The organism is Exiguobacterium sp. R-39 (genome assembly GCF_049942815.1).
Lineage (GTDB): Bacteria > Bacillota > Bacilli > Exiguobacteriales > Exiguobacteriaceae > Exiguobacterium_A.
Window position 1 is genome coordinate 1377676 of the sequence record NZ_CP187965.1, and the last position, 21264, is coordinate 1398939.

General features: G+C 50.2%; 23 protein-coding genes. 15 read left to right on the forward strand and 8 right to left on the reverse strand.

Annotated elements, in window-relative coordinates; genetic code table 11:
* Positions 1-95: 95 nt before the first annotated feature.
* Positions 96-1001 carry a TerC family protein gene (locus ACP26N_RS07105; RefSeq protein WP_131972868.1) on the reverse strand — a complete coding sequence of 302 codons (906 nt, stop codon included), beginning with the start codon at positions 999-1001 and terminating at the stop codon, positions 96-98.
* A 157-nt stretch (positions 1002-1158) separates the two neighbouring features.
* Between ACP26N_RS07105 and ACP26N_RS07110 the strand changes: the two genes are divergently transcribed.
* Positions 1159-1902: a class I SAM-dependent methyltransferase gene (locus ACP26N_RS07110; protein ID WP_426355194.1), complete on the forward strand. Its 744-nt coding sequence runs from the start codon at positions 1159-1161 to the stop codon at positions 1900-1902.
* Between the two features lie 54 nt (positions 1903-1956).
* Here the strand turns inward: ACP26N_RS07110 and ACP26N_RS07115 are convergent, their stop codons facing one another.
* Complete coding sequence (locus ACP26N_RS07115; RefSeq protein ID WP_188004212.1) at positions 1957-2193, reverse strand: hypothetical protein; 237 nt, start codon at positions 2191-2193, stop codon at positions 1957-1959.
* Positions 2194-2195: 2 nt separating this feature from the next.
* A complete protein-coding gene (locus tag ACP26N_RS07120) occupies positions 2196-3398 on the reverse strand; it encodes an MFS transporter (RefSeq protein WP_426355196.1) in 1203 nt (400 codons plus the stop codon).
* 342 nt (positions 3399-3740) lie between these two features.
* Between ACP26N_RS07120 and ACP26N_RS07125 the strand changes: the two genes are divergently transcribed.
* Positions 3741-4070: a winged helix-turn-helix transcriptional regulator gene (locus tag ACP26N_RS07125; RefSeq protein WP_012370213.1), complete on the forward strand. Its 330-nt coding sequence runs from the start codon at positions 3741-3743 to the stop codon at positions 4068-4070.
* Between the two features lie 68 nt (positions 4071-4138).
* Here the strand turns inward: ACP26N_RS07125 and ACP26N_RS07130 are convergent, their stop codons facing one another.
* Positions 4139-5014 (reverse strand): LysR family transcriptional regulator, encoded by an 876-nt coding sequence (locus tag ACP26N_RS07130; protein ID WP_426355198.1) that lies wholly within the window; start codon positions 5012-5014, stop codon positions 4139-4141.
* A gap of 103 nt (positions 5015-5117) precedes the next feature.
* Between ACP26N_RS07130 and ACP26N_RS07135 the strand changes: the two genes are divergently transcribed.
* Together ACP26N_RS07135 and ACP26N_RS07140 are read left to right on the forward strand one after the other, a co-directional pair.
* Positions 5118-6140 (forward strand): ketopantoate reductase family protein, encoded by a 1023-nt coding sequence (locus tag ACP26N_RS07135; RefSeq protein ID WP_426355200.1) that lies wholly within the window; start codon positions 5118-5120, stop codon positions 6138-6140.
* Positions 6141-6153: 13 nt separating this feature from the next.
* A complete protein-coding gene (locus tag ACP26N_RS07140) occupies positions 6154-6888 on the forward strand; it encodes an acetoacetate decarboxylase (RefSeq protein WP_426355202.1) in 735 nt (244 codons plus the stop codon).
* An 87-nt stretch (positions 6889-6975) separates the two neighbouring features.
* Here the strand turns inward: ACP26N_RS07140 and ACP26N_RS07145 are convergent, their stop codons facing one another.
* Complete coding sequence (locus tag ACP26N_RS07145; protein ID WP_214855035.1) at positions 6976-7491, reverse strand: hypothetical protein; 516 nt, start codon at positions 7489-7491, stop codon at positions 6976-6978.
* Positions 7492-7711: 220 nt separating this feature from the next.
* Here ACP26N_RS07145 and ACP26N_RS07150 point away from each other — a divergent pair, with 220 nt between their 5' ends.
* From ACP26N_RS07150 to ACP26N_RS07160, 3 genes are all read left to right on the forward strand, one after another.
* Positions 7712-9652 (forward strand): glycoside hydrolase family 3 N-terminal domain-containing protein, encoded by a 1941-nt coding sequence (locus ACP26N_RS07150; protein WP_426355204.1) that lies wholly within the window; start codon positions 7712-7714, stop codon positions 9650-9652.
* 148 nt (positions 9653-9800) lie between these two features.
* Positions 9801-10685 carry an N-acetylmuramic acid 6-phosphate etherase gene (gene murQ, locus ACP26N_RS07155; protein ID WP_426355206.1) on the forward strand — a complete coding sequence of 295 codons (885 nt, stop codon included), beginning with the start codon at positions 9801-9803 and terminating at the stop codon, positions 10683-10685.
* A gap of 12 nt (positions 10686-10697) precedes the next feature.
* Entirely contained in the window at positions 10698-12071 is a 1374-nt protein-coding gene (locus ACP26N_RS07160; RefSeq protein WP_426355208.1) for a PTS transporter subunit EIIC, read from the forward strand.
* A gap of 89 nt (positions 12072-12160) precedes the next feature.
* Here ACP26N_RS07160 and ACP26N_RS07165 read toward each other — a convergent pair whose 3' ends face one another.
* Positions 12161-12649 (reverse strand): DUF4825 domain-containing protein, encoded by a 489-nt coding sequence (locus ACP26N_RS07165; protein ID WP_426355210.1) that lies wholly within the window; start codon positions 12647-12649, stop codon positions 12161-12163.
* Positions 12650-12783: 134 nt separating this feature from the next.
* Here ACP26N_RS07165 and ACP26N_RS07170 point away from each other — a divergent pair, with 134 nt between their 5' ends.
* Positions 12784-13854, forward strand: a complete 1071-nt coding sequence (locus ACP26N_RS07170) for a DUF871 domain-containing protein (RefSeq protein ID WP_426355212.1) — start codon at positions 12784-12786, stop codon at positions 13852-13854.
* The gene (locus tag ACP26N_RS07175; RefSeq protein WP_426355214.1) at positions 13851-14357 is read left to right on the forward strand and encodes a DNA topology modulation protein; all 507 of its coding nucleotides are present in this window, start codon (positions 13851-13853) and stop codon (positions 14355-14357) included. Before ACP26N_RS07170 ends, ACP26N_RS07175 begins: the two co-directional genes overlap by 4 nt.
* A 66-nt stretch (positions 14358-14423) precedes the next feature.
* Here the strand turns inward: ACP26N_RS07175 and ACP26N_RS07180 are convergent, their stop codons facing one another.
* Positions 14424-15296, reverse strand: coding sequence for an alpha/beta fold hydrolase (locus tag ACP26N_RS07180; protein ID WP_426355216.1), 873 nt, complete (start codon positions 15294-15296; stop codon positions 14424-14426).
* Between the two features lie 112 nt (positions 15297-15408).
* On the opposite strand from ACP26N_RS07180, the gene ACP26N_RS07185 reads away from it, so the two are divergent.
* Positions 15409-16089: a VOC family protein gene (locus ACP26N_RS07185; protein ID WP_426355217.1), complete on the forward strand. Its 681-nt coding sequence runs from the start codon at positions 15409-15411 to the stop codon at positions 16087-16089.
* Positions 16090-16114: 25 nt separating this feature from the next.
* Here the strand turns inward: ACP26N_RS07185 and ACP26N_RS07190 are convergent, their stop codons facing one another.
* Complete coding sequence (locus ACP26N_RS07190; RefSeq protein WP_426355218.1) at positions 16115-16624, reverse strand: hypothetical protein; 510 nt, start codon at positions 16622-16624, stop codon at positions 16115-16117.
* A 60-nt stretch (positions 16625-16684) separates the two neighbouring features.
* Here ACP26N_RS07190 and ACP26N_RS07195 point away from each other — a divergent pair, with 60 nt between their 5' ends.
* The 5 genes from ACP26N_RS07195 (at position 16685) to nikC (ending at position 21259) form a co-directional block, all read left to right on the forward strand.
* Positions 16685-17056: a hypothetical protein gene (locus ACP26N_RS07195; RefSeq protein ID WP_131972855.1), complete on the forward strand. Its 372-nt coding sequence runs from the start codon at positions 16685-16687 to the stop codon at positions 17054-17056.
* 42 nt (positions 17057-17098) lie between these two features.
* A complete protein-coding gene (locus ACP26N_RS07200; protein WP_131504023.1) occupies positions 17099-17662 on the forward strand; it encodes a DUF1349 domain-containing protein in 564 nt (187 codons plus the stop codon).
* Positions 17663-17844: 182 nt separating this feature from the next.
* Positions 17845-19458, forward strand: coding sequence for a nickel ABC transporter substrate-binding protein (gene nikA, locus ACP26N_RS07205; protein ID WP_426355220.1), 1614 nt, complete (start codon positions 17845-17847; stop codon positions 19456-19458).
* A gap of 14 nt (positions 19459-19472) precedes the next feature.
* Complete coding sequence (locus ACP26N_RS07210; protein WP_131504025.1) at positions 19473-20417, forward strand: ABC transporter permease subunit; 945 nt, start codon at positions 19473-19475, stop codon at positions 20415-20417.
* Positions 20414-21259, forward strand: coding sequence for a nickel ABC transporter permease subunit NikC (gene nikC / locus ACP26N_RS07215; RefSeq protein WP_426355222.1), 846 nt, complete (start codon positions 20414-20416; stop codon positions 21257-21259). The genes ACP26N_RS07210 and nikC overlap by 4 nt, the downstream gene beginning before the upstream one ends.
* Positions 21260-21264 lie beyond the last annotated feature (5 nt).

Below are 21264 nucleotides of genomic sequence, written 5' to 3' on the forward strand. Positions count from 1 at the left end.
ACATCCGGTAAGAAGAGATGTCTTTCATCTTTTTTGTCGTCATGGATGGAACGGAAAACAAGGAGAGAATCATGTGATTCCCTCCTTGCCTGAAGTTACTTTTGTGTTTTTGTCTTTTTAAAGCTATAAATGACACTGATCAGGATGACAAGGACGATTGTTCCGAGTGACATCCAGATTGGCATTTTGTAGACATCGCTGAAAATCATCTTCGCTCCGATGAAGACGAGCATGAAGCTGAGACCGTGTTTCAGGTAGTAGAAGCGGTCAATCAGGTTCGCGAGGACGAAGTAGAGACTCCGGAGTCCAAGGATTGCCATGATGTTCGCATAGAAGATGATGAACGGGTCACGCGAGTAGGCGAAGCTTGCTGCGACCGAGTCGACGGCGAAGACGATATCCGAAATCTCGATGAAGATCAACGCGATTAACAGCGGCGTGAAGAATAATTTACCGTTGATCCGTTGCGTAAACTTACCGGACGAGATGTCCTGGGTGATCGGCAAACGTTTCTCGAGCCAACGGACCGTTTTGTTCTCTTCAAGCGACGTTTCCTGTCCGATGTTCTTGAACATCATGTAACCGGTGTAGACGAGGAACGCACCGAAGATGTAGTACACCCAAGCGAAGTTTTCAAGAAGCGACACCCCTGCGACGATGAAGATGACGCGGAAGAGAATGGCTCCGAGAATTCCCCAGAACAAGACTTTGTGCTGGTACTTCAACGGAATGGCAAAGTACGCAAAGACGAGTGAGAAGACGAAGACGTTGTCAATCGCGAGTGCCTTCTCGATGAAATACACGCTCGTGTATTCAATTGCAGCGTCGCTGCCTTGCGCATAGAATAACCAACCGCCAAAGGCGATGGCGAGTCCGATCCAGACGAACGTCCACGTCCAGGCTTCGCGAAGCGAGACCTCATGGGCTTTCCTGTGAAATACGCCAAGGTCCAGTGCGAGCATGATGAAGACGATCGCTAAAAATACAATCAATAGTGTCAACAGCGCTTCCTCCTTTTAAGTTGTGTTCGGTTTATATTTTGATTATAAGTTCATAAGAACTCAAAGTAAAGGGGTGAGTATGCTGTTTATTTACAAAAACGGAATCAGACACTTTTTCGACTTAAAATCAAAATGAAGGGTAAAAGGAGGTAATTGTATGGAAAAATCAAGTGCCATCAACAAAACCGCTTGGGAATACCGGGCCTATGAATTTTGGAATCAACGCGACGGGGCGCCGGCGGACAAGGCAAAAGATATTATGTTAAATCCGATGGCTAGTCTCAAGAAACATCAGAACTTTTTTGAAGAAGTTGTCGGAAAACGAATTGCCAATCTCTGTGGATCGAACGGACGGAAGGCGGTTCCACTGGCGTTGCTTGGAGCGGACGTCACCGTCTTTGATATCTCGGAAGACAACCGGCGCTATGCACTTGAGTTTGCCGCCTGTGCCGGGACGCAGATTGACTATATCGTCGGTGATATTTATGACATCGATTTGCATACCTATCAGCACCAATTCGATGTCCTGTATCTTGAAGGCGGGATATTGCATTATTTTCATGACCTGGAGGCATTCACGGCGATTTTGTTTGTCTTGCTCAAGCCGGGCGGGAAACTGATTTTGAGTGATTATCATCCGATCAAACATTGTATTCATGAAGACAAGTACATCCCGCGTTATTTTGATCAGGATACATATGAAGCCGATATTGCCCATCAAAATCATTTTGATCCGGTCGAGCAAACGGATTTTCCGAAGGTGCTGTTGCGGCACTATACGATGAGTGAAATTGTGAACACCGTCATCCGGAGCGGCTTTACCCTCTTGCAACTGGACGAACATCCGGGGTGGAAGGGCGAAAACATCCCCTGGGAGTTCACGCTTGTCGCGACGAACTAAAACCCAGCGTCCATGAGGACGCTGGGTTTGTTGTTCGATTACTCGAAAGATTGGTTATAAACTTTCACCGGTTGGCGTCAGCTGGTAAATGCTTGACGACCGTTCGATGACTCCGCGTTGTTCGAGTTTTGCGAGACAAACGGTCAAATCACGTGGTGAAGGATACAGTCGGATCGATAACATTTGGTCGAATGAACAAGGCGTTTGTAACAAGACACTAATGACTTGCATCTCGAACACCATTCCGAGTATCCGGACGGTGTAGTCAAGTGCACGCAGATCCGTCGTCAAGATTATAGACGTTCCAGACGACGGGAAACGGCAGTCAGGATGACGGCTAAGATGACCATGATGCCTCCGACCCACGGTGTGTGGACGAGCCCGATCGTGTCGGCAACAATTCCGCCGATCGTTGCACCGAGGGCAATTCCGATATTAAAAGCAGAGATGTTTAACGCCGAAGCGACATCAACGGCTGCCGGGACATATTTTTCCGCCAGTTGGACGATATAGAGTTGAAGCCCCGGGACATTCATGAAGGCGAGTAAGCCCATCAGGATGATGCCGATGATACCGGCGACTTTAAATGGAATCATGAACGACAGGGCAATCATGATGATCGCATGCAGAATGAACATATAGAATAACGCTTTGATTGGATTACCGTTGGCGAGCTTTCCGCCGACTGCGTTACCGATGGCGACAGCAATTCCGTAGACGAGCAGGATGATACTGATCAGGCTCGGGCTGATTTTCGTGACGTCCTGCATGATCGGTGTCAGGTAGGTGAAGGCGACGAACGTTCCGCCGTAACCGAGCGCTGTAATCAGGAATCCGAGAATCAAGCGTCCATTCGTCAACAGTTTAAACATGTCGGAAAATTTCGCCGGTGGAGATTGTTTTAAGTCTTTTGGAATCAGGAAGAAACTGGCGATGATCGAGACAAGACCAAGTGCCGCGACGGCGAAGAATGTCGCGCGCCAGCCGAATGCTTGACCGATGAATGTGCCGAGCGGAACTCCTGTCACGGTTGCAACCGTCAGTCCGGTAAACATCAAAGCGATGGCACTGGCTTTTTTATCGGCCGGTACGAGCTGGACGGCAATCGTTGCGCCGATCGAGAAGAAGACGCCGTGCGAGAACGCCGTGATGAAGCGGGCGACGATCAACAGTTCAAAACTCGGAGCGACGGCAGAGACGAGATTACCGGCGATAAAGACGACCATCAACGACATGAGAAGCGTTTTCCGGTTCATCCGGTTCGTCAGAGCGGTTAAGATCGGCGCACCGACGGCGACGCCGATCGCATATCCGGAAATAATCAGTCCGGCCAGAGTGATACCGATATTTAAATCACCGGCAATCGCTGCGAGCAAGCCGACGGGGACAAATTCGGTTGTTCCGATTCCAAAGGCGCTGATGGCAAGTGCGAGCAGGGCAAGGCGGCCGTTTTGCGGGACCTGTTCCTGTTCGGCACGCGGGTTTAATTGATTCATGATGATTCCTCCTGAATTAGTGAAATAGATAATAGTAGACAACGCAACGGCTGCTCTGAACGACCGGGCCCTGATCGTTTGGATGAAGGGAGAACACTTCTGCGTGATCCCATCATAGAGCGGCGTTGCTTTTCATGGAAGTACGCACTTTCAAGTACCATAGGCACTAAAAAGTACCTTACCCTCGAAGATCGAAGTAACAGACGAAGGTGGCTTGTACTTTCTATTGACAGTTGTTATCATAAACCCATCAAATCTACCTGAGAAGTACGCACTTTCAAGTGCGATAGGCACTAAAAAGTACCTGTCCCCGTACTTCGGGAAACGAAAGGAAGAATCAGCATGGCCTATAACATTCCGGTCGAAGCAACCCTGCAAGTCATCGGAGGCAAATGGAAAGTCGTCATCATGTGTCACCTCATCAAAGGCGAACGCCGGACGAGCGAATTGAAAAAGCTGATGCCGAACATCACACAGAAAATGTTGACGCAGCAACTGCGGGAACTCGAACAGGACGGTGTCATCATCCGGACGGTCTACGAACAGGTTCCGCCGAAAGTCATCTATTCCTTGTCGGATTACGGTTGGTCATTGCGCCCAATCTTAGACGCCATGTGTGCCTGGGGCGAAGGGCATATCGATCTGACGGGCGAGGAAGTCGTGTCTTCTTAAATCGTAACAATCGAATAGCACAGCAAAACGACCGCCTGTCATCAGGACGGTCGTCTTTCGTGTATTCATTATTTAACGAAGGAAGCGGCTTCGCGGAGGAAGAAGTGTTTGATGGCATCGTAAACAGTCTGCTGTTCTTCGGTCAGGCCACGGCTTAAGCGTGACAGATAGATTTTTGAGACAATCGTCAGGTTAGCCTTGGAGACGTACGGAAGCTGCAGTTCACGGCAGACGGAGACGGGAACGAAACTGAAATACCGTTGCTGGCGCAAAGCAATTTGTAACGAGACGTCATCGATGTAACGAATCGAGTCGGCGTACAGACTGAATTCCGTCATCTTTAATTTAATGAAGTTGTTGTAATCCTTATTGTGTGAAGGGAATAGGAAAGATTTTGTCGTCTCGCTGTCATAGAGCACACGCAGGACGTCCTGTTCCGTGCAGTGGCCGGGATACGTCAGGACAATGTCTTCTTCAATGACGGGTTCACTCGTGATCTCCGGATGTTTGATTTCCATGAAACTGATTGAGAAATGGACTTCGTCCGACAAAAGTTGCGACAGAATTTCGCGGTTTGACAGGATTTCCGTATTAAACAAAGTGGATGACGGATTCATTAAAAATTCCGCAAGCAGCAGCTGGATGAATCGACCGTGCGAACTGGCGAGGCTGATCGTTACGTCCTGTTGCGGATTCGCCAGCCGTTCTTTGACCAGTTCCAATTCAGTCTCAATTTTTTCGACGGACCGCAGTAAAATCAATCCTTGATTCGTCAAAGTAATCGTCCGCCCATTGCGGTGAAACAGTTCCGTCTGTAACTCGCGTTCGAGTTTTTTAATCGTCATGCTGAGTGCCGGTTGACTGATGAACAGACGTTTCGCAGCATGGGTGAAGTTCAAATCTTCCGCGACGGTTCGAAAGTATTTTAAATGCAACAGTTCCATGTCTTAAATCCTCCTGTATAAGTAATTGTTTATAGTATTATATATCATTATATATTTTCGTTTATGTAAAAACAGGTATATGCTCATTACAGAGGTGATGGAAATGAATATCGCAATATATGGAGCAGGATCGCTCGGTACCATCATGGGTGCATATTTGAGTGAAACATATCCTGTCGTTGACTTGATTGATACGAACTTAGAACACGTAACGGCACTGAACACGAAAGGGGCACGCGTTGTCGGACCGGAGTTCACGCAACCCGTGACGGCGATGCTGCCGCAAGAAATTGATAAAATGTACGATGTCGTGCTGCTGCTGACGAAACAGCTCTACAATCCGCAAGTCTTACCGGCCGTCAAAGCCATTTTAAAAGAAGACGGCATCCTCGTTTCCTTGCAAAACGGAGTGCCGGAAGAAATCATCCGTCAGCATATTCCGAGCGAACGGATTATCGCCGGCTCGGTAGAATTTGGAGCGACGTATGTCGGACCGGGTCAATCCCGTTTGACAACGGAGTATGCCTTCTTTAAAAAATATGCCTTACAGATCGGTGAACTCGACGGGAAGACGACGGAGCGAATCATAGCCTTAAAAGACATCCTCGATACAATCGGCGGAACAGAAATCTCGGATAACCTGCCGGGAACCAAATGGTCAAAATTAATCATCAACAGTGCGTTCAGCGGATTGTCTGCTGCGTGTAACGGGACGTATGGCGACGTGCTTGACCATCCGGTCCTGTTGCGGGCCGCGATTCACGCGATGAAGGAAGTGCTTGATGTCGGTCATGCGCATGGAATCGAATTTGCGCGGATGGGGGAAGCGGATTTGACGGTGTACAGCGAGCTCGATGATATTGATCAAAAGATGATCGAACTGCCGCAGCTGATGAACAGCTCGCGAAATCTTGAAGCGAGCATGCTGCAGGACTTACGGAAACATCAGTCGACGGAAATCGACTACATTAACGGTGTCGTCACGATGTACGGGGAAACGTACGGCATTCCGACTCCGGTCAACTCCATGATTCAAGCACTCGTGCGAACTGCACAGGACAAACGGGAAGTAACCGACTTTGAACAGAGTGTCGAGCAGTTCAAGGCACTTCTCGCAGTCAAATAAGGGGGATGAGCAGATGAAAAAAGAGGATGTCCAGAATATCGTCGCGACACCGGTCAACGCACCGGTCTTTCCGGCGGTCGATATTTTCTTCCGGAACCGCGAATACATGAATATCGTTTATGAAACGGACCTGGAGCAATTGCGGGCCGTTGTACCGGAACCGCTTGAGCTGATCGGCAACCAGATCAAGTTCGAAGTCATCAATATGCCGGACAGTACGGGACTCGGATCGTATCTGGAATGCGGTCATGTCATCCCGGTCCGGTACAACGGGGAAGTCGGGGAGTTCTACCTGTCGATGTACGTCAATAACCAGGCGGCCATCGCTTCCGGGCGTGAAGTTGCCTCGTTCCCGAAAAAATACGGTTCGCCCAAGCTCTATTTGGATAACGACGTTTTAGTCGGAACCCTCGATTATCATTCGCTTCGTGTCGCCCAGGCGACGATGGGCTACAAATACTATCCGGTCAAGGAAGAAGAGGCGAAAGCGATCATCGGGACACCGCAATTCATGCTGAAGCAACACCGCGGCTACGAAGGAGAGCTGATCATTTCTGAATTGACGCGCAGTCAAATCACGGATATTCAGGTGAAGGAAGCCTATCGTGGCCCGGCCCGCCTGGAATTGTTCCAGCATGTCATGGCACCACTGGCCGACTTCCCGGTCGGAAAAATCATGGATGCGCAACACATTATCGCCGATTTACGACTCGGCGGTCCGAAGAAGATGTTTGATTATATGAAGTAAGAAATGTTTGAAATCATCTTCATTTGACGATTAAACGAGAGCCCATCCGTCATGTCCTTCCAGGACCGTGATGAATGGGCTTTTTTTTTACGGACTCACCGAACGGATGATGTCTTTCTTTTCAATAACGAGTATGTGATCAAAGCTTTCTTCCGGTTCGTCATCAAATTCATCGAAAGTGCACCGTTCGTATGAACGAATATGATACTGCTCGAGGTCAGCGATATCCTGTAGATAGGCTGGAAGTGGTTCAGGATTTTTCGTTAAGGTCGGGAGTACGAACGGGAAATTGTTTCCGTTCGGATTGTTCGTATGAACAAAAACGGCGTCCGCCCCTGCGTCCAACCGTGACAGTTCAATCCACAGCTGATAAGGGTGTCCCCATGCCTTAAGAGCGTCATCAAGCTCATTCATCAGCTGAAACAGTCCCTGAACATGCGCTTTTCGGACTTTAAGATGACCATTTCCGCGTCCGTGAAAATCAAGATGAACGTGCCAAAAATCAAACCAGCTGTCGGGACTGAAATCTAGATGGTGAGCCGTCAGGTGCTGCTCAGCTTGAAGTTGTCGGAAGTAGCGGCGTTTGCCGCGGAATTTTTTCATGCAATGATTGTCTCCTTTTTAGATGTGACGATGTATTAATTGTACCGGAATTCCTATCTTTAGTCTTAAAGAAAAAAGATGATTAAAGAAACTTTGTTTCAAAATGTTTACGCTTTCAAATAAAATATTGTTTCTGATTGTTAGGCTTGTTATACTAACAGTGAACACGGGGAAGCAACAGCAATCAGGCAGGAGTCAAAACAAAAGGGGAGCTGAGCATATGGGACAGAAACTCAACTGGACGGCGACACTCGGATTGACGACGGCGTTACTTGCCGCGTCTCTGCCGGTGCAACCGGTCGCGGCCGAAACGACATCTTCCGTCACGCAACGGGTCGACGCGCAACTGGAACAGATGACACTTGAACAAAAAATCGGTCAAATGATTATGCCGGATTTCCGGTTATGGGATGGGGTCAATCATACGCAACTGGCACCGGAAGTCGGACGGGTCATCGACCGGTTTGATTTAGGCGGTGTCATCCTGTTTGCGGAAAACGTCAGCGAGACGGAACAGACGACGAAACTCGTCCATGATCTGCAGGAAGTCGTCGAGCAGGATCCAAGCAACGACATTCCGTTGTTCGTAACAATCGACCAGGAAGGCGGAATCGTGACGCGACTCGGAACGGGAACGAACTTACCGGGCAACATGGCACTCGGGGCGACCCGCAGTCCGGCTTATGCGGAAGCGGCAGGCGGAATTATCGGTTCCGAACTGCATGCGCTCGGCATCAACGTCAACTTTGGTCCGGTCCTGGACGTCAACAACAATCCGGGCAATCCCGTCATCGGGGTCCGCTCATTTTCCAGTGATCCGAACCTGGTCGGGGAACTGGGTTCGGCCATGACGCGCGGTATCCAGGAACAAGGGGTCGTTGCGACGGCGAAACACTTCCCGGGACACGGCGATACGGCGGTCGATTCGCATTACGGTCTGCCGGTCGTCGATAAATCACTGGCGGAACTGAAACAGCTCGAACTGATTCCGTTCAAGCGGGCAGTGGTGGAAGGAATCGACATGGTCATGACAGGACACATCGGGATGCCGCAGATCGAGGATGAGGTCGTCGAGTCTAAACAAGGAACATTCCCGTTACCGGCGACATTGTCGGATGACGTCATTACCGGTGTCTTACGGGAAGAGCTCGGGTATCAGGGACTTGTCGTCACCGATGCGTTGAACATGCAGGCGATTGTCGACAATTTCACGGAGTCGGAAGCCGTCATCAAAACGTTTAAAGCTGGTGTCGATATCGCGTTGATGCCGACGATCCTCCGGTCCGTGAACGATGTGACGAAACTGGAGTCGATTTTTGACGACGTGATCGAAGCGGTTGAAATCGGGAAGCTTTCGGAAGCGGACATTGATCGTTCGGTCGAACGGATTCTGACACTCAAAGCGAAACGCGGTATTTGGAGTGAAGCAACTTCGAATGTGACGCTTGAGGAAAAACTGGTCGAGGCGAAGTCGATCGTCGGCAGTCCTGAGCACAAGACGCTTGAGCGGCAGATGACGGAAGCGGCAGTCACGCTCGTCAAAAATGACCGGAAGACATTGCCGTTCAAACTGAAAAAAGGGCAGACGGTCCTTGTCCTGTCACCAACAAAAGATCAGACGGACAGCATGGTCAAGACGATCCGGTCGCTTGAGAAAAATGCCGGGAACCTGAAGCAGGTCAACGTGCTGACGGAAAATTATGGTGCCTCGACGCCGCATCTCGATCAAAATCCGGCGCTTCAGGAGAAAATTAGTCAAGCAGACTATCTGATTGTCGGCTCGAACGTCAATAACAGTGCGAAGCTCGGAACATCTTCCGCAGATCATTATGTGCCGGCTGAAGTATTCCGTCAGGCAAACCGAACGGGTAAAAAATCCGTCCTGCTCAGTCTGCGGAATCCGTATGACGTCGCCGTCCAACCGGATGCTGACGCCCAATTACTCGTTTACGGCTTCAAAGGTGATCCGAACGGACCGGATTCGGAAGCGGGAAACACAAAATCAGCCGGACCGAATTTACCGGCAGGAATCCGCGCCATTTTTGGTGAATTCGTACCACAAGGGAAATTACCGGTTGATGTACCGAAGTTTAAGGACGGTACGTTCCAAACCGGCTTGTACCGCGAGTTCGGGGACGGATTCCGCAACTGGAATAAATAACAGGCTCGTTTGAGGGAGTCCAATCGACTCGATTGGGCTTTCCCTATTGACTTCTTCTGAAATTTTATTTCTAATATATTAATTTATTTTTGGATTAATGTTTCGCTATGATCAGGAAAAAAGGAGCTGTTGAGAGAGGATGAAAGTTATGTTAGAGAAATTGGCGACAGAACGCCGCAATGAACGAACGATGAGTCTAGACGATATGTCAGTCGAAGACATCCTGACGGTCATGAACGAGGAAGATCAGACGGTCGCGAGTGTCATCCGGCAGGAAATTCCGGTCATCAAACAAGTCGTCGATCGAGTCGTTCAATCGTTTCAATCAGGTGGACGGCTGATTTATATCGGAGCCGGCACGAGCGGACGACTGGGTGTGCTCGATGCGGCAGAATGTGTACCGACGTTCGGGGTCTCACCGGACATGGTCGTCGGACTGATTGCCGGGGGCGAAAGGGCACTGATCAAAGCCGTCGAAGGGGCGGAGGACAGCAAGACGCTGGCCGTCGAAGATTTACAAGCCCTGCAGTTAAAGGCAAACGATACAGTCATCGGCATTGCGGCAAGCGGCCGGACCCCATACGTCATCGGCGGTCTCGACTATGCACGTGAAGTCGGTGCGGTAACGGCTGCCTTATCCTGTAATAAAGAAGCCATCATCAGCCAGCATGCTGACCTCCAGATTGAAGTCGAGACAGGTCCGGAAGTCTTGACCGGCTCGACCCGGCTCAAAGCCGGGACGGCACAAAAGCTCGTGTTGAACATGATTTCGACGGCGTCGATGATCGGCGTCGGGAAAGTCTACCAAAACTTGATGGTCGATGTCCAATCGACGAATGAAAAACTCGAAATTCGGGCCAAACGGATGATTGTGGAAGCGACAGGGGTTGAGCTTGAGACAGCCGCGCGTTATTTCACATCGGCGAACGGCCACGTCAAGACGGCGATCGTCATGATTTTAGCGGACGTTTCGTATACTGAGGCAGTCGAACGATTACAACGTGCGCACGGATTCGTCCGCGACGCGCTTTAAGGGGGGACGAACATGAAGAAAGAAGAAGTGTTGGCATCCGCCATCCTCGAACATGTCGGGGGAAAAGACAACCTCCGGCAACTGGCCCACTGTATGACACGTGTCCGGTTGTCGCTGAAGGATCCGACGAAAGCCGATATACCGGCACTGAAACAAATTGACGGTGTCATGGGCGTCATCGATGACGAGACGCTGCAAATCGTCGTCGGACCGGGAACGGTCAACCGGGTCGCCGACCACTTGAGCCGCGAGACAGGGCTTGCGATCGGTGAAGAGTCGGTCGATGAGAATTTGACGTTTGAAGAACGGACCGCAATTGAACGGCAAAAAGTGAAGGACAAACAAAAATCACCGTTCAAACGCTTTTTACGCCGTTTAGGTAATATCTTCATCCCGCTCATTCCGGGACTGGTCGCGTCAGGAATCATCAACGGTGCGGCAAACTTTGCGAAAAACGCCGGAGTCGATGCGACAGAAACGTGGATGCAGATTCTATTATTGATTGGTAGTACGGTCTTCGCCTACTTAGCGATTCTCGTCGGTTGGAATACGGCGAAGGAATTCGGTGGCACGCCGGTCCTCGGGGCGATTGCCGGGGGGATTCTGTTTAATCCGTTGCTTGTCGACATCGTTATTTACGGGGAACCGCTTGTCGTCGGTCGGGGTGGTTTGTTTGGGGTCATCTTTGCCGCCTGGTTGATGACGTATCTCGAAAAACATATCCGCCGGTTCATGCCGGTCTCAATTGATATTATCTTTACGCCACTCTTCACCGTTTTGATTGTCGGCTTTACGGCACTTTATGCGATCATGCCGGTCGCCGGCGTGTTATCAGACGGCATCATGAAAGCGATCAACGTGATTCTCGAAGTCGGTGGTCCGCTTGCCGGTGCCGTCCTCGCCGGATTCTTCCTGCCGCTCGTCATGGTCGGTCTCCATCACGGATTGACACCGATTCACTTGGAGCTGTTAAATACGATTGGCAATACGGCACTGTTACCGATTCTTGCGATGGCAGGAGCCGGGCAAGTCGGAGCAGCGATGGCGATTTTCGTCAAGACACGGAATCAACGGTTGCGCAACATTATCAAGGGAGCGATTCCGGTCGGGTTCCTCGGTATCGGTGAACCGTTGCTGTACGGGGTCACGTTACCGCTCGGTCGTCCGTTCCTGACGGCTTGTATGGGAGCCGCAGTCGGGGGTGCCTTCCAAGCGACGATGAAAACGGCGGCGCTTGGCGTCGGTGTATCCGGTCTGTCGTTGACACCGTTGATCGATAACGGGATGTACCTGACGTATATCGGCGGTCTCGTCATCTCGTACGTCTTCGGTTTCCTGTTTACATTCTGGTTTGGATTTAAGGAAGAAATGGCGGACGGAATTTAACGTCAGCAGAAGAACTGTGCACAACAAAAAGATGGAAGATCACATGACCGTGATATTCCATCTTTTTTTGACGCGTTGTCAGTCCTGCATCAGTCGGCGAAAAACTGGTTGATCTTGTCTTCAGACTTCAAATGACGCTGAATCAATTTTGTGACTGCTTGTTCCTGTTCGATTGTACTGAGTTGCGTGTTGTACCAGCCATTCAGTTTATCGCGGGTCACGGTAAAGGTATAATCCGGGAAGGTAAATGTAATCCGGTCCACGTTATCGACGAGGACAAACAGGTAGGTCGCGTTGAACAGGACCGTTTCTTTGATCTCCTGTTCGACTTGTTCCGTCTCGATGTCCTTGTAAGTCAAATGGATTCCATACGGTGTTTGTTTCGTTTCGAGGGCAATCTGATGCAACTCTTGATGGTGTGCCAGTTCTTTGACGATATTCGTGACGGCGCTGTTGTCGCCGACATAGGAATGTTTATAGTGGAACAGGTCCGTCTTTGAATCGGCATGCTGGCTGTAGCCGTTCCAGATCAATACCAGACAGGCGATCGACAGGAATGGAATCAAAATTCGTTTCATACAATCTCTCCTTTATGGATCTCGTACTAATGGTATCATAATTCATGAAGTATATCCTAAAAAATTCTTATATTGGAACTTTGGTGACAATTGATGGTCTTTGAACACTATGCTGACAAGAAGGAGTGGAACAGATGAAAGGACTTGCCGTTTATTTGAGTGAACCACTGACAGATGAGGCGAAAGACAGCATCCAACAGATGCGGACGATTGGTTTTACATCGATCTTTACGTCGTTACATATTCCGGAAGATGATCCGTCGCTCTATACCGAACGGTTGCGGAATTTAGGTGAGTTGGCCGGAGAACTCAAGATGGAGCTTGTCGCGGATATCGCCCCGACGTCACTTGCTGCGCTCGGTAAGACATGGGATGATGCCGGAACGTTAACCGAGTGGGGCGTGACCGGATTACGTGTCGATTACGGGGTGACGCCGAAGCAGGTCGCGAATTTGTCAAAACAGATGATGATCGCCTTGAACGCCAGTACGGTAACAGCGGATGAACTCGACGCGATGAAAGCGGAGGGACTTATCTTGGAGCACGTTGAAGCGTGGCATAACTTTTATCCCCGTCCGGAAACGGGACTCGACCGGAACTGGTTCAACGATAAAAATACGTGGCTTCACGGGCAAGGAATCCGGGTTCAGGCGTTCATCCCGGGAGACGGATCATTACGCGGTCCGTTGCATGCCACGTTACCGACGCTCGAAGATCACCGGGGACAGTCACCATTTGCCTGCTATCTCGAGTTGGAATCGTCCGTCGACCGGATTCTGATTGGCGATCCCGGTATTTCGGAAAGAACGATGCACCAGTTCGCCGCGTATCAGGAGGGCGTCATTGTTCTCCGGGCAACCGGTACCGGTGATGATCCGCTTTTAAAGAGTATCCAGACAAACCGGATGGATCCGGCGCGGGACGTCATCCGGTCGGTGGAGTCACGTGCTTACGGCCGACCTGGAAACGGATTACTTGAATCCGTCGTCCTGGCAGACCGACTGGTTGGATCAATCACGATCGACAATCTGAATTACGGACGGTATGCCGGTGAATTACAAATCACAAAACGGGATCTAACGGCCGACGAACGGGTCAACGTCATCGGTCGTGTGATTGAAGCAGACCGGCCGTTGGTGCAACAGATTGGTCCCGGCGGGCGGTTCCTGCTGGAGTGGGTGGAAACGCAGGAGGAAACGGAATGAAAAAAATCATGCTAATCGGTTCCGGCGGATCGGGCAAGTCGACGTTAGCCCGTCAACTCGGTCAACGACTGGGCATCCGTGTCCACCATCTCGACAGTTTATTATGGCGGGCAGACTGGCAGGCGGTGCCGCGCGAGGAACAACGACAGATTCAAACGAATTTGATCAGCCGGGACGACTGGATCATTGACGGGAACTACGGCGAGACGATGGATCTCCGGTTGAACGTTGCGGATACGATCATCTTTCTTGATCTGCCGCGAACGACCTGCGTCTACCGGATTCTGAAACGGTCGATCCGGTACCGGCACAAGTCACGACCGGATATGGCAGCAGGGTGTCCGGAAAAAATTGATGTTTCCTTTTTGAAGTGGGTGTGGCGATATCCGGATGAACAGCGGCCAGGCATTCAAGCGAGACTCGCTCAAGTCGAAGCGACGAAGACAATTATCGTGTTAAAGTCACGGAAAGAAGTCCGGCGCTTCATCGAAAACGTCGCCTGATCGAAGAATAGACAAAGCAAACGACTCCTCATGAGTAGGGAGTCGTTTTTTAATCAGTCCATCTTTTCAAATGTTAGTGTGTTGTTCGTTGACGGCAAGGGAGTTCGTCCAGTATTCCCGAATGACCTGCAGTACGAATTCCGGATCATCCCAGTGAATGATATGGGACGTCGATGGAGCAGACACGACGCTTCCACCGGTTTTCTCCTGCCATAGGGTAATCGCTTCTTGCCGGAACGGCTCATCGGAGACAGGTAACGTCGCACGGAGTAACACCAGGTTGTCACCGGGGACGTCGTCGAGGAAATCGAGAATTTCGTCCTGGTACATCGCGGTCAGAATCGCACGCGCCGTCTTTGCCCGGGCATGCCAGTAGTATCGCCCGTCCTGCATCCGGACGAAATCCTTTCCGGCTAAGTCAAGCAGCGGTGACCGGCGCATCTTGGGTCCATAAACGGCAACGTCCCGGAATTCTTCCCAGGTCGCGACGGATTCTTCAAAATCCGTCTCGTAAAACGCAGATTCCTGTTCGAGTGGTGTCCCGCGTAACCGTTTGCTCTGATATCCACCGTCAAGCAGGATGGATCCGAGGACCCGCTCTGGCTGTTCCTTCTGATAAAAAAGTGCGATGAAGCTGCCCCAAGAGTGCGAGAGGAAATAAAAGTCCTCGATGTGCAGCTGGTCAAACAGCCGGTTCAGCCAATCGGAGAACCGGGCGAACCGATAGTCGCGCTCGTCCGGAAACGGTTCGGTTTTTCCATGACCGGGTGCATCAATCGAGACGATCCGGTACGTATCTTGTAAGGCGTCCGCTAGTTCAATGAAGCTGAGGCTCGTTCCGCCGAGACCATGCAGGCAAAAAATGACCGGGCGGTCCGCTTCGCCCCATTCGGTAATCTGTGTTGAAATACCGCCGCATTCCAGTGTATAACGTTTCATCTTTCTGCCTCCGTTTCTAAATAGGTATGTACTTACTTTTTAACCAGTATTATACATCATTTATTGTATACTAAAGCTAATCAATTTAAAGCGATGACGAAGGAGAAGGAAGATGAAAATTACAGTAGCGACACTTTGGACGAATGAGTTAAAACCGATGCAGGACTTTTACACGACGACACTCGGTTTTCCACTCGTCGAAGAGACGAAAACGACATTTGCGGTGCAAATCGGAACGAGTCAGCTTCGCTTCGAGCTCGATACGACACAGCAACCGAAACAATACCACTTTGCGTTTAATGTTCCGGGGGATGCCTTCCAACTTGCGAAAGATTGGTTGAAACACCAAGTCCCGTTACTGATCGAGGATGGGGAAGACGAAATCTATTTTGAAAATATCAATGCCCATTCCGTTTACTTTTATGATCCGGACGAAAACGTCGTCGAACTGATTGCCCGGCATGATGTCAATCCGGACAAGTCGCTTGAAACGTTTACCGAACAGAACATTCTTGACATCGGTGAAATGAACGTCACGACGCCGGACGTCGCTGGTGTCGGAGCAAAATTCGCCGAGCTCGGTGTCTTTCACCGCTACCATCAACCGATTAACATCGACTTCCTGAACTTCCTCGGAGCACCGGAAGACGGGACACATCTGTTGCTCGGGCGAGAAGACCGGACATGGTTGTTCTCACCGAAACCGGCCATTACGAGTCCGCTCATTCTCGAACTTGACGGAAATCTGCACGTCCGGCTGGATGCAGAGGGGATCTTGCACCACGAAAAATAAACCCGTTCGGAGACGGGTTAAGGGGTTAAGCGATGAGTTGTAAAATCCCGAACGTCGTCAAGACGACATAAGAAACCGAGACAAAAATCAAGACGGGCTGAAACAGCGAGTCTTTGGCTTGACGCGTGATTCCTTCGACGAAACAGCTGAGGAGGAAGACAAAAATCGCCAGGCCGATGTACATCAGGACAATCGTCAGGACACTTTGGATGATGCCGAACGTGACGAGGGAAAAGACAGTGAAAAACAGATAGCCGAACGCTGCCAGGAGAGCAAAACCAAGCAAGATACCAAGCGCCGGATGAATCCTGTTGACGCGGGCCGTCCAGTTCGGAATACGTGGGCTGAGTAACGTCCAGGCCGTATGTAGTGACAGACAGATTGAGATGAATAACATCAGGAAAAAGAGTGCCTGTAACAGGGCCGACAGTTGAACGGTCCAGAACGGAACGATTAAAAAGACGACCGGGAAACAGAGGCTCAGAAGATGTTTTTTCAAGTGAATCACTTCTTTCGTAAGAGTAGGAACTTGCATTAACAATATCTTCCTTATTCGTACCGTATCATACGTAGAGACAGGAGGAAAGAAGAGCCGATGACGAACTTTTGGAAAGCAAACGGCAAATGGCGGATTGGGCGGTTGATCTTACTTAGCATTCTTCTTGCTTTTATATCTTGCTTTTTGTTTATCTATCATCAAAAGGTGTTGCACCAACTGTATTTAGAAGGCCAGCTGAAACAAGAATTTGGTTTAGAAAAAGAAGATTATCAAATAAAAGGTCAGTATTGGAAATTCGGATACGCATATGACATAATTTTAGAGGACGAACCAAAAACATCTTATCTATTCAATGTAAAGAAAAAAGACGGCAAATACACAGCAGCATATTGGGGACACGGTTTTTTGGATTCATCCAATGATGGGTCGCCTGAGCATCTAGAGTTCGAACGTATGAGAAATGACTAGCGAGTTATAGCGCGCTAACCTGTAAAAATAGGAGGAATCACCATGTGGCAAGATTACGAATGGCTCAACCAACCGTCTGCAATCGACAATCAACAACAATTGAAGTTCACGACAGAGGGCGATACCGACTTTTGGCGCAACACGTACTATCAATTTAACCGGATGACGGGACATGCCTTACTTAAACCGATTCCGGCAGCATCTTTTTCCTGCCGGATCGAAGTGAAGCTGCACCCGCGTCTAACGTATGATCAGGCGGGGATCCTTCTCTATTTAAACGATGACAACTGGTTAAAAGTTTCAGCGGAATTCATTCCGGATGGAAAATCGCATCTCGGAGCCGTTGTCACATCATTCGGTTATTCCGACTGGTCATCGCGGGATATCGACAACACGGTCTTTGATCATCCGTTGACGTTTGAGTTGGTCTGCAATCAACAGGACGTCGAACTGTACTTCGTTGACGGTGAGACGAAGGAGCAGCTACGGATTGCCCATCTGCATGCGGAAGGGGACTGGAAAGTCGGACCGTATGCCTGCAGTCCGAATCTTGAGGGGCAAGGCTGTGACGTCGAAGTATTGGCGTTTGACTGCCGGACCAAATGAAAAGAATTAGAACCGTTCAGCACTCATGCCATTTGATGAGTGCTTTCTTTTATGGATGATCAGATTAAAACGTCTTAAAACACAGCAAAATCAACACTTTCACCGATTATCCATTGACAATTCTTAGCACGGACTCTTACAATTGAAAATGATTATCAATACGAATGGGAGTTTTGTTTACTATGAACGTTTCACGCCGTAAGAAATCCATTATTCAAGCTGTTTCCATCCTCTCGATTACGACACTGTTGTTCGGCTGTTCGAACCCGAACGAAGGTTCTGACAATAAGAAAAATAAAGATACGTTAACGATGGCCTGGCCGCGTGACATCGGCGAGATGAATCCGCATGTCTATAACCCGTCGCAACTGTTTGCCCAGTCGATGGTCTATGAGCCGCTCGTCCATTACGCGGAAGGCGGAAAGCTCGAACCGTTCCTCGCGAAATCATGGGACATTTCAAAAGACGGCAAAACGTATACGTTCACGTTGCGTGACGATGTGAAGTTCTCGGACGGTTCGACGTTTGATGCGACGATCGTCAAAAAGAACTTTGATGCAGTCCTTAAAAACAAAGCCTTACATAGCTGGCTTGGCTTCATCTCCAAAATCGAAAAAACGGAAGCCGTCGACAAGCAGACGTTCCGGATGACCTTATCGGAAGCGTACTATCCGACGATTCAGGAACTGGCGGTCGTCCGTCCGGTCCGATTCCTCGGCGAAGCGGGCTTCCCGAAAAACGGCGACACGTCAAAAGGTGTCGAAAAAGAAGTCGGAACCGGTCCCTGGGTGCTCGACGAGTATAAGGCGGATCAATATGCGACGTTTAAGGTCAACAAAAACTACTGGGGACCGAAGCCGAAAGTGAAAAAAATCAAGGTCGACATCATTCCGGATGCCGAAAGCCGCGTACTCGCTTTTGAAAAAGGCGACATCGATTTGATTTTCGGAGAAGGGGCGATCAGTGTTGACGCCTATAATCAACTGAAAGCAACAAAATCTTACAAGACGACGATGTCGGAGCCGGTTGCGACACGTCTGTTGATCATGAACACGAAGAAAAAACAGCTGGCAGACGAACGCGTCCGTCAAGCCTTGCAATACGGTTTTGATAAAAAGACACTCGTTGAAGGTATTACATCCGGTCTTGAAGCACCGGCTGACTTCATCCTGCCGCCGAACCTGCCGTATACATCAAAACTGAACGTTGAAAAACGGGACTTTGATGTCGAAAAGGCTAAAACGCTACTCGACGAAGCCGGCTGGAAACTGCCGGACGGGAAAAAGGTCCGCGAAAAAGACGGTCAACCGTTACAGGTCGAGATGATGTACGATGCAGCGGAACTTGTCCAAAAAGCGATGGCGGAGACGTTACAATCGGAGTGGGCGAATATCGGCGTCGATCTGAAGATCGTCGGTGTCGAGCTGCCGGACCAGGTCCAGCGTTTCAAAGACAATAAGTTTGACATCAACATGTACAGTAACTTCGGTGCACCATATGATCCGCACACGTTCGTTAATATCATCGGGACTGACGGATTCGGCTTCAAAGAAGCAATTTCCGCTTACCCGAACAAGGATCAGTTATTGAAAGAGATGAAAGATGTCCTGAAAAAGACGGATGAAACGAAACGTCAGGCGATGTATGCCGAAATTCTGCCGTCGCTGCAAGATCAAGGTGCTCTCGTTCCGATCTCGTATTTGAAGAAGATGGCGATTTACCAGTCGGATGTCACGAACTTCAAGTTTGCGGCAAACCGCGATGAAAGTCCGTTCGCACAAATCGGCATTAAATAAGAGAGGTGAACGGAATGGGCGTCTATATTCTCAAACGGGTCGGGTCGGTCATTCCGATCCTGCTCCTCGCGATTTTACTGCTGACGGCAATGATTCATTTGTCACCGGTTGATCCGGCGGAAGCCTATCTGTCTGCCGCCCATATCCAACCGACAGAAGAAGTGCTTGGCCAGAAACGGGCCGAGTTCGGACTCGATCAATCCTTTTTGACACAATACGTGACAACAGTCGCCCGGCTGGCCCGGTTTGATTTCGGAACGTCCTATGTCTCGGGAAAACCGGTCCTGGACGAAGTGTTGCTCCGTCTGCCGGCGACCTTACAACTGGCGATGACCAGTCTGTTTCTGGCGATCATCGTCAGCATTCCGCTCGGCTTTCTCGCCGGGATTCGCAAAAACGGCTTTTTTGATCATCTCAGCCGGGTGATTGCCTTCATCGGTGCGTCGATTCCGTCATTTTGGCTCGGCTATCTGCTGATTTTCTTTTTTGCCGTCCAGCTCGATTTGTTACCGGTCGGCGGCATCGGCAGTCCGAGTCACGTCATCTTGCCGGCGATCACGCTTGCGTTACCGTTGATTGCCCTTTACACACGGCTGTTGCGGACAAGTGTCATCGAGACGATGCGCGAACCGTACGTCCAGTTTGCCCGGACACGCGGAATCCGTGAAACGGTCATCCTCGGGAAACACGTCTTACGGGTCGCGATTCCTCCGATGATCACCGGACTCGGCATGAATCTCGGGAAACTGTTGACGGGAACGATCATCGTCGAGACCGTCTTCTCCTGGCCAGGATTTGGCCGTTATTTCATCGAAGCGATTTTTGACCGGGATATGCCGATCATTCAAGGGTATGTGTTCCTGGCTGCTTTATTATTTATCGGCAGCAGTCTGCTCGTTGATTTGTTGCAACTGGCAATCGATCCGCGGATTGCCCGGAAAGGAGGGAACAGACGATGAATGTGCCGCTCGGACGAACACGTCTGCTGGACCGCCTGTCGAACCAACAGCTGATTTTGATCGGCTGTTCTGTTTTTTTAGGTCTGCTGTTTCTCGCGGCACTGGCCGCACCGTGGCTTGCGCCGCATGATCCGTATCTCGTCAATCTGGCGGTGAAACTGCAGGACCCGTCCTGGACGTATCCGCTCGGGACCGACCACCTCGGACGCTGTACGTTATCGCGTCTGTTATACGGCGCCCGGGTATCGCTCGGATTTGCCGTCCTGATTTTTGCGTCATCGCTGTTAATCGGCTTGTTGATCGGCACGCTCGCCGGCTACATCGGCGGCTGGGTCGACCAACTGCTGATGCGGTTTTGTGACGGTGTGATGGCGTTCCCGAGTCTGATTCTCGTCCTCGGTCTCGTCGGAATTTTCGGACCGGGACTGAAACAAGTCATCATCGCCCTGATGCTTGTCCAGTGGGTTTACTATGCCCGGATGTTCCGTGGGCTTGTCATGACGCTGAAGGAAAAGAACTTCATCGCTGCGGCACGCGTCAACGGCTCCTCGCACTGGAAAATCTTCCGGATGCACCTGTTGCCGAATATCCTGCCGCCGTTGCTTGTCATCGGCACCCTCGAGATGGGCTGGGCCATCATGGACATCTCAGCGATGTCGTTCCTTGGTCTTGGCGTCCAGTCCCCCGGAGCAGAATGGGGAGCGATGATTCACGAAGGAAAATCGTATATCCGGACGAATCCGGAACTGATGATTTATCCGGGTGTGATGATCATGCTCGTCATTGCGAGCTTTAACCTGCTCGGAGAATCATTATCGGAACGGTTCGGTATGAACAAATAATCAAA